This window comes from Reyranella sp., from assembly GCF_036558665.1.
Taxonomy (GTDB): domain Bacteria; phylum Pseudomonadota; class Alphaproteobacteria; order Reyranellales; family Reyranellaceae; genus Reyranella.
Genome location: NZ_DATBFE010000166.1, coordinates 1 through 8,549, shown reverse-complemented (window position 1 = coordinate 8,549; position 8,549 = coordinate 1). Strand labels below are relative to the sequence as shown.

Below are 8,549 nucleotides of genomic sequence, written 5' to 3'. Positions count from 1 at the left end.
GCGATCTCCGCCATCATCGATGGCGACACCACGATCGGAACCGTCATCGACACCGCGACCGGCTACAAGGTGGAGACCAACAACGGCGTTCTCGTCATCGACAAGACCACCGGTGACTTCAGCTACACCGCCGCCCCCGGTTCCGGCGGGCACGAGGACACCTTCAGCTACACCATCCAGGACGCGCTCGGCCACGATCACGCCAGCTCCGCCGTGACGGTCAGCATCACCGGGCCGACCCTGGTGCACGGCACTGCGGCGTTCGACGGCTCGGCCGGCAACGACTTCATCATCGGCGACGACGCCAACAACATCATCGGCGCCGCCGCCGGCACCGACTCCGTCCAGGGCGGTTTCGGCGACGACACCATAAATGGCGGCGCCGACAATGATGCGCTCTACGGCCAGGACGGGAACGACACCCTGAGTGGCGCCGATGGCAACGACACGCTGTTCGGCGGCAACGGCAAGGACGTCATCAATGGCGGCGACGGCATCGATGCGCTGAACGGCGGCGGTGGCGACGACACCCTGGACGGCGGCACGGACAGCGTGGCCGATCTGCTCAGCGGCGGGCTCGGCAACGACACGCTGATCTGGCGCGGCGTCGAGGACACTTATGACGGCGGCGCCGACGGCTTCAGCGCCGGCGCCAGCAAGGCCGGAGACATCCTCGATATCAGCGGCGAGGCGAACATCGACTTCACCGGCATCGACGACGGCACGATCAAGGACATCGAGACCCTGCGCATGACCGGCGGCGGCGGTACCTCCGTCACCCTCAGCGCCGCCGACGTCATCAGCGACTTCGAGGGCGGCACCGCCGATCCCGCCGGCACCGGTGCCGGGGGCAGCTACGACAAGCAACCGGCGCTCCGGGTCGACGGCGACGCTGGCGATACCCTCAACCTGTCGGACAACGGCTGGTCGAAGGCGACCGACGGCAGCGGCATCCCCGCCGGGTACACGCTCTATGTCCACGATACCAGCGGCACTCAAGGCGCGGCCGAGGATGCTTATGCCCTGGTGCAGAACACGGTGACCGTGAACCATCCGGCTCCATAGGCCTTTCCGGAGACAAGGAGTATGCTAGGCCGATCGGCGACCCCCAACGGGCTTCGGCGGGATCGCCGGATCGGCGGCTGGTTTGCATCTGCTGGCAAGGCTCGCGACGATCGCATTGGGCTGCATCCTTCTCGAGCGGGACGCGGCGGCCGGTGAGCTTGTCACCGACATCAACATCGTGACCGCCCTCGACATCTCGGATTCGGTCGACAGCCAGGCCGCTGCGATCGAGATCGACGGCATGGCGGAGGCCATCCGGTCGCCCAGGGTCATGGCCGCGGTCAAGAGCGGCCATCACCGCCGGATCGGCTTCGCGATCTTCGCCTGGCGCGACGGCGCCTATCCCGAGCTGGTCTCCTGGACCATCATCGCGAGCGCCGAGGATGCACACGCGGTCTCGCGCCGGCTCCGATCGGATTTCCATGCCTTCGCTGCGGCCGATCCGCCCGCGCCCCCGCTCTCTCCGCACATGACCGACCTCTCCGGCGCGATCGATCACGCGGCCATCCTGCTGCTGACCGCGCCCTTCACGGCGCGCCGCTCGGTGATCAACGTGATCGGCAACGGCTGGGACAATGTCGGCGAAGGCCCTCTTCATGCCCGCGACCGCTTCGTTGCCACTGGTGGCACCATCAACGGCGTGGTGCTCGGCTTCGATCCGGTGCTGATGGACTACTACCGCGGCAACGTGGTTGGCGGGCCGGGCGCCTTCGTGCTGTCGGTCGAGCAGCCGTCCCAGATGGCCGACGTGCTGGCCCGCAAGTTCCTCAACGACATCGCCTTGCAGGACCAGCCCGAGCAGCTCGCCCGGTCGCTGCGCTGAAGGTTATCTGCCTACTGGCCCGGCGCCACGCGCCAGATCACATTGCCGACGTCGTCCGCCACCAACAGGGCGCCGCTGCGATCGATGACGACGCCGACCGGGCGCCCCTGAGCCTCATCGTCTCCGCTGAGGAAACCGATGAGGATGTCCATGGGCACGCCCGATGGCCGGCCGTCCTTGAACGGAACGAAGATCACCTTGTAGCCGCTGTGCGGATCGCGGTTCCAGGAGCCGTGCTGGCCGATGAACGCCCCCTCGCGCAGGTTCTCCGGCAGCAGCGTGCCTTCGGAAAACGCGAGGCCGAGCGAGGCGGTGTGGTTGCCGAGCGCATAGTCCGGCACGATCGCCTGCGCCACCAGCTCGGGCTGCTGCGGCTTGACCCGCGTGTCGACATGCTGGCCGTAGTAGGAATAGGGCCAGCCGTAGAAGCCGCCGTCCTTCACCGATGTCATGTAGTCGGGCACCAGGTCGCTGCCGAGCTCGTCGCGCTCGTTGACCACGGTCCACAGCGCGCCGGTCTCCTTGCGCCACGCCATGCCATTGGGATTGCGCAGCCCGGACGCGAACACGCGCGTCTTGCGCGTGGCGAGGTCCACCTCGAGGATGCAGGCGCGCTGGTATTCGCGGTCGATGCCGTTCTCCGCGACGTTCGAGTTGGAGCCGACGGTCGCATAGAGCTTCGTGCCGTCGGGGCTGGCGATCAGGTTCTTGGTCCAGTGGTGGTTGAGCTCGCCGGCCGGCAAGGCTGCGATCTTCTCGCCCGGCGCGGCGATCTCCGTCTCGCCGCCTCGATAGGGGAAGCGCAGGATCGAGTCGGTGTTGGCGACATAGAAGTCCTGGCCGATCAGCGCCATGCCGAACGGCGAGTTCAGGCCCTTCAGGAACGCCGTGCGTGTCTCGGCGACGCCGTCGCCATCGGAATCGCGCAGCAGGGTGATGCGGTTGGCGCTGGTGACGCCGGCACCGGCGCGGCTCATCACCAGCCCCTGGATCCAGCCCATGATGCCGCCGTCCTCTTCCGCGCGCGGCGGCGCATTGGTTTCCGCCACCAGCACATCGCCGTTGGGCAGCACATAGAGCCAGCGCGGATGATCGAGCCTGGTCGCGAATGCATTGACGGCGAGGCCCGGCGCCGCAACCGGCTTGCCGCCGTCCGGCCAGCCGACGGCGGGCGCGACATTGACCGTGGGAACCAGTGTGCGGGTGGGCGCCGGCAGGGTCGGATCGGGACCCATGTCGGCCTGCGGCGGCAGCTGAGCGGTCTCACCGCACGCCGCCAGCAGCACCGATACAAGGGCGAGAAGGACAGGTCGCATAGGCCACATGGTTCAGCTCTCCCCGTTCACCGGACTCTAGTCGCGGAGCCGCTCGGGGGCGAGGGGCATCAGCGGAACGTGATCGTCAGTTCCCTTCTCCCCTTTTGTTGGGGGAAGGTTGCGGAGCCTTAGCGAACGAAGTGACCGCCGGCTCGATGGAGGACGCGCACTGAAATCCCCTCCCCCAACATGGGGGAGGTCAGGGAGGGGGAAGCCGCGTTTCGGTCAGAGGAAGGCATCGCTCGCTTCCCCCCACCCCAACCCGCCCCATGTTGGGGGCGGGGGATTGATGCTTAGCTGTCCATATGCGACTGCCCTGCCCCACAAGAGGGGAAGGAGCTCAGCGAGCGCTTCCCATGCGTCCGTTTCTTCGCGGGCGAAACGCGAAGCGGTTTTGCTAGAGCGCCTTGCTCATGCGCGCAAGCGGGACAGGGACGCCGCCGCGATCGTCGGAGAAGCTCTCGGTCGTGCGGTATCCGCAGGCGAGATAGAGCGGCAGGCCCGCCATGGTCGCCACCAGCTCGGCGCGGGTGAAGCCTTCGGCGCGCGCTGCTGCTTCGCAGGCCGCGAGGATCATGCGCCCGACGCCGCGCCGGGTGAAAGACGGATGGGTATACATCGCCCGCACCCGCGCCGGGTCCGTCTTCGGGTCGAGCAGCGCCGGGTCACGTCCCGGGGAGACGTCGCCGCCGTACATGGTGGCTCGCCGGCTCCACCCGCCGCATCCGGCGAGCGATCCGTTCTCTTCCACCACGAAATAGGTGCCGTCGCGGATCAGCTGCGTGTCCAGCCCCATGATGGTCCTGCTCGAGGCGATCTCGGCTTCACTCAGGAACGGCTTCAGCAGCGCGCTGATGGAGAGCTCCATCAGTTCCCTCAAGGCCTCCAGCTCATCGAGCCGGGCGACGCGGGTCCGCAGCGCGCCATCTCTTGCGATATCCCCCATTGACGTCCTTCCGTCGGCTTCCGCCTGTGGTCTGGGCTGCCTCCAAAATAGCTGGATGAACAACGATTCAGAAGCCTGCCCGAGCCTCGGCTCGAGGAGACCGCGCCGTCTACGCCCTTCGTCTTAACGCGATCTTAAGCGCGTACCGAAACACTGCCGGAAGTGCTTCTGCCAAGGGTTGTTGCCCCAAGAGGGAGTATGTCTGCGAGCATCGCCGATCGCCTGCGCGAGGAACGGGACCGCTTCGTTGGCTTTGCGTTCGCCAATGCCGATCTGCTGCTGGAGCTGGATAATACCAGCCGGGTTCTGTGGGTCGGCGGCGCGGTCAAGTCCATTCTGGACATCGACCAGGGTGCGCTGATTGGCCAGCCTTTTATGAAAATTCTCGCGGACGAGGACGCGGTGCTGCTGGGCGCGGCGTTGCGCAGCCTTGGCCCCGGCCAGCGCCGGCGCGGCCTGCGCCTGGGCCTGCGGAAGAACGCAGCCGAACCGGATCTGCAGCGCACGGTCGAGGCCTGCATCTACCGTGCCTTCGAGAAATCGGACGAGCGCTTCTTCCTGTCGATCGTGCGCGCGCAGATTTCGGTCGCCAAGCAGGAGGCGCCGCGCCAGCGCGACCGCGTCACCGGCCTGCTCGAGGCGGTCGAGTTCACCCAGGCCGCGACCGATGCCGTGAAGCTGGCGCGCCAGTCCGGCAAGACCGCGTGCCTCACCCTGATCGAGATCTGCGGCGAGGCCGAGCTGAAGAACATGCTCGGCGCCGAGCGTGCCGAAGCCCTGCTGGGCGAGATCGGCGCGCAGCTGAAGCTGCATGCGATCGACCACGATTCCGCCGGCCGCGTCGCCGACGGCAAGTTCAGCGTCACGCACCTGGAAAGCGAGAGCCCGGCCGCAATCGCCAACGCCATCACCAAGGCGGGCCAGAGCTACGATATCGACGACAAGGCGCTGAAGCTGCACGAGACGACCGTGCGCTTCCACGGCAGCTCGCTGGGCGAGCAGGACGTGGACGGCATCCTCACCTACATCGTCGGCAAGTTCACGACCGAAGGCACCGCCGGCATGGAATCCGGCACCGCCGATCAGTATCTGCGCAAGAAGACCGCGGAGATCCTGACCCGCGTGGTTTCGATGCGTGACCTGATCCATGAGCAGAAGATCAACTTGCACTACCAGCCGATCGTGAGCCTGGTCGACCGCTACCAGCACCATTACGAGGTGCTGCTGCGCCTGCCGAACGGCCGTTCGCCGTTCGAGGACGTGAAGTTCGCCGAGGAGATCAACATCGTCCACGAGCTCGATCTCGCGGTCGCCAACGGCGCGATCCGCCGCATCCTGGAAGCCAACGGCAAGAAGCATCACCTCTGCCTGGCGGTGAACATGTCCGCCAAGTCGCTGCTGAACGAGAGCTTCATCACGATGTTCGAGCGCGTGACCGAGCGCCTGGGCGAGGACCGCAAGAAGCTGATGGTCGAAGTGACCGAATCGGCCAAGCTCGAGGACCTGGCACAGGCCGCCAAGGCGGTCGACCGCCTGCGCGCGCGCGGCCACGCGGTCTGCCTCGACGATTTCGGCGCCGGTGCCTCATCGCTGCCCTACCTGCAGCAGCTCACCGTCGACCTGGTGAAGATCGACGGCGTCTACATCCGCAACATCCACGATTCGCTGCGCGAGCGCGCGATCGTCGAAGGCGTGCTCACCACCTGCAAGTGCCTCGGCATCCGCACCGTCGCGGAGATGGTCGAGAAAGAGGACCAGCACCGCATCCTGCTCGACCTCGGCGTCGACCTGGGGCAAGGCTGGCTCTACGGCCGCCCGGCCGCCGAGATCCCGCTGCCCGCGCCCGCCCGCTTCGGCAAGCGCCTGGGCGCGAAGGAAGCCTGGGGCTGATACAGCCCGTTTCTCAGCGCATCCGCGCGCCTTATCACAAACGCCGCACGTAGCGATCCGCACTCGAAGCGGCAGCGCCTCCCTTTGGAATTTTCCAACGACGGAACGGACCGCATTCGTTGTTGTCGAAATGTCATCGGCCGCTGCGCGCGCCGAGCTCTTTGTCCTTCACCCAATTGCAGAATTGGACTCTTCCACGAGTGTTGAAGATTCTTGCGGCGGCGGAGTCCAGCGCCTATCGTCGCCGTCAAGGCGCTCGCCCTGAAACGTTTCAACAAGGCGCTGGCGGGAGGTGGAATGGCGGCAGTCGAGATTCGCAACGTGCGCAAGGCGTTTGGGGCAGCGCAGGTGCTGCATGGTGTATCGGTCGATATCGCGGATGGCGAGTTCGTCATCCTGGTGGGGCCGTCGGGCTGCGGCAAGTCCACGCTCCTGCGCATGATCGCGGGCCTGGAGAGCATCACCGGCGGCGAGATCCGCATCGCAGAGCGCGTCGTCAACGATGTCCCCCCGAAGGAAAGGGACATCGCCATGGTGTTCCAGAACTATGCGCTCTATCCACACATGACCGTGGCGGAGAACATGGGCTTCTCGCTGAAGCTCCGGAGCGCGCCCGCCAAGGAGATCGCGGAGCGCGTGAACCGCGCCGCCTCGATCCTCGGCCTCACCGGCTTTCTCGACCGCTATCCACGCCAGCTGTCAGGCGGGCAGCGCCAGCGCGTCGCCATGGGCCGCGCGATCGTGCGCGATCCGCAGGTGTTCCTGTTCGATGAGCCGCTCTCCAACCTCGATGCCAAGCTGCGGGTCGCGATGCGGGCCGAGGTGAAGGAGCTGCACCAGCGCCTCAAGACCACCACCGTCTATGTCACGCACGACCAGATCGAGGCCATGACCATGGCCGACAAGATCGTGGTGATGCACGACGGCGCCATCGAGCAGATCGGCGCGCCGCTCGAGCTCTACGACAAGCCCGGCAACCGGTTCGTCGCCGGCTTCATCGGGTCGCCGGCGATGAATTTCCTCAGCGGGCGGATCGCGCGCAACGGCAGCGCGGCGTTCGTAGGCGAAGGCGGCGTGCGCCTGCCTCTGCCCGTCGCGACGACGGCGCAGGGCGGCCAGTCGGTCACGCTCGGCCTGCGGCCCGAGCACCTGACCATCGGCGAGGACGGGCTTCCGGCGGAGATCGTGGTGGTCGAGCCGACCGGGCCGGAGGTGCAGGTCAACGCCCGCCTCGCCAGCGGAGAAGAGATCGTCGCGATGTTTCGCGAGCGTCATTCATTCAAGCCCGGCGACAAGATCGGGCTGAAGCCATTGGGCAACCACGTTCATTTGTTCGATGGAGCGTCGGGAAAACGGCTCTAGCGATCGCAATTCTTTTCCGGAGGACCCGTCCATGAAGTTCACCAGACGTGATGTCATCAAGACCACTGCCGGCGTTGCCGCCGGCGCGATGATGCCGGCCCTGCGCGGCGGCCGGCCCGCCCTCGCCGCCGACCTGAAGTACGAGCCGGAGTCCGGCGCCAGCCTGCGCGTGCTGCGCTGGTCCGCGTTCGTGAAGGGCGACGAGGACCAGTGGCTGGCCAACACCAAGAAGTTCACCGACGCGACCGGCGTTCAGGTCCGCGTCGACAAGGAGAGCTGGGAGGACATCCGCCCGAAGGCTGCCGTGGCAGCCAATGTGGGCTCCGGCCCCGACATCATGCTGGTCTGGTTCGACGACCCGCACCAGTACCCCGACAAGCTGCTCGACGTGACCGAGCTCGGCACCTATCTGGGCGACAAGTACGGCGGCTGGTACGACGGCCCGCGCGAGTATGCGACGCAGAACAAGGGCCAGACCTTCATCGGGCTGCCGTTGACCACCATCGGCAATGCAATCGTCTATCGCGAGAGCTGGGTCAAGGAAGCGGGCTGGTCGAAGTTCCCCGAGAAGACCGACGAGTTCCTGGAGCTGTGCAAGGCGATGCAGAAGAACAAGCATCCAGTCGGCTTCACCCACGGCCATGGCGTCGGCGACGGCAACAACTACGCGCACTGGCTGCTGTGGAGCCATGGCGGCAAGATGGTCGACGAGAACGGCAAGGTCGCGATCAACAGCCCGGAAACCATGAAGGCCATCGAATACGCGATGGAACTCTACAAGACCTTCATCCCCGGCACCGAAGGCTGGCTCGACGTCAACAACAACCGCGCGTTCCTCGCCGGCGAGCTGTCGGTCATCGCCAACGGCATCTCGGCCTACTACTCGGCCAAGAACGACCCGAAGCTGGCGGAGATCGCCAAGGACATCCGCACCACCAACCTGCCGGTCGGCCCGGTCGGCAAGTCGGTCGAGCTCTATCAGGTCTCGAGCGCGGTGATCTTCAACTACACCAAGTTCCCGAATGCCGCGCGCGAGTATCTGCGCTTCATGTTCGAGAAGGAGCAGATGGATCCGTGGATCACCAACTCGGCCGGCTATTGCTGCCAGCCGCTCAAGGCCTACGCCAGCAACCCGGTGTGGACCGCC

The 8,549-nt window shown here is 66.3% G+C and carries 7 protein-coding genes; 5 read left to right on the top strand and 2 right to left on the bottom strand.

Annotated elements, in window-relative coordinates; translation table 11 throughout:
* A partial coding sequence (locus VH499_RS23785) for a calcium-binding protein (RefSeq protein ID WP_332055256.1) occupies positions 1–1,065 on the top strand: 1,065 nt, incomplete at its 5' end.
* Positions 1,066–1,147: 82 nt separating this feature from the next.
* A complete protein-coding gene (locus tag VH499_RS23780) occupies positions 1,148–1,888 on the top strand; it encodes a DUF1194 domain-containing protein (RefSeq protein WP_332055255.1) in 741 nt (246 codons plus the stop codon).
* Positions 1,889–1,899: 11 nt separating this feature from the next.
* Here the strand turns inward: VH499_RS23780 and VH499_RS23775 are convergent, their stop codons facing one another.
* Both VH499_RS23775 and VH499_RS23770 read right to left on the bottom strand, forming a co-directional pair.
* On the bottom strand, positions 1,900–3,204 hold the full coding sequence (locus tag VH499_RS23775; protein ID WP_332055254.1) for a sorbosone dehydrogenase family protein: 1,305 nt from the start codon (positions 3,202–3,204) through the stop codon (positions 1,900–1,902).
* 397 nt (positions 3,205–3,601) lie between these two features.
* The gene (locus tag VH499_RS23770; protein WP_332055253.1) at positions 3,602–4,150 is read right to left on the bottom strand and encodes a GNAT family N-acetyltransferase; all 549 of its coding nucleotides are present in this window, start codon (positions 4,148–4,150) and stop codon (positions 3,602–3,604) included.
* Between the two features lie 198 nt (positions 4,151–4,348).
* On the opposite strand from VH499_RS23770, the gene VH499_RS23765 reads away from it, so the two are divergent.
* The 3 genes from VH499_RS23765 to VH499_RS23755 all read left to right on the top strand — a co-directional run.
* The gene (locus tag VH499_RS23765) at positions 4,349–6,040 is read left to right on the top strand and encodes an EAL domain-containing protein (RefSeq protein WP_332055252.1); all 1,692 of its coding nucleotides are present in this window, start codon (positions 4,349–4,351) and stop codon (positions 6,038–6,040) included.
* A 297-nt stretch (positions 6,041–6,337) separates the two neighbouring features.
* Positions 6,338–7,402: a sn-glycerol-3-phosphate ABC transporter ATP-binding protein UgpC gene (locus tag VH499_RS23760; protein WP_332055251.1), complete on the top strand. Its 1,065-nt coding sequence runs from the start codon at positions 6,338–6,340 to the stop codon at positions 7,400–7,402.
* Between the two features lie 31 nt (positions 7,403–7,433).
* Positions 7,434–8,549: ABC transporter substrate-binding protein (locus VH499_RS23755; RefSeq protein ID WP_332055250.1), on the top strand; the 1,116-nt coding region annotated here is incomplete at its 3' end.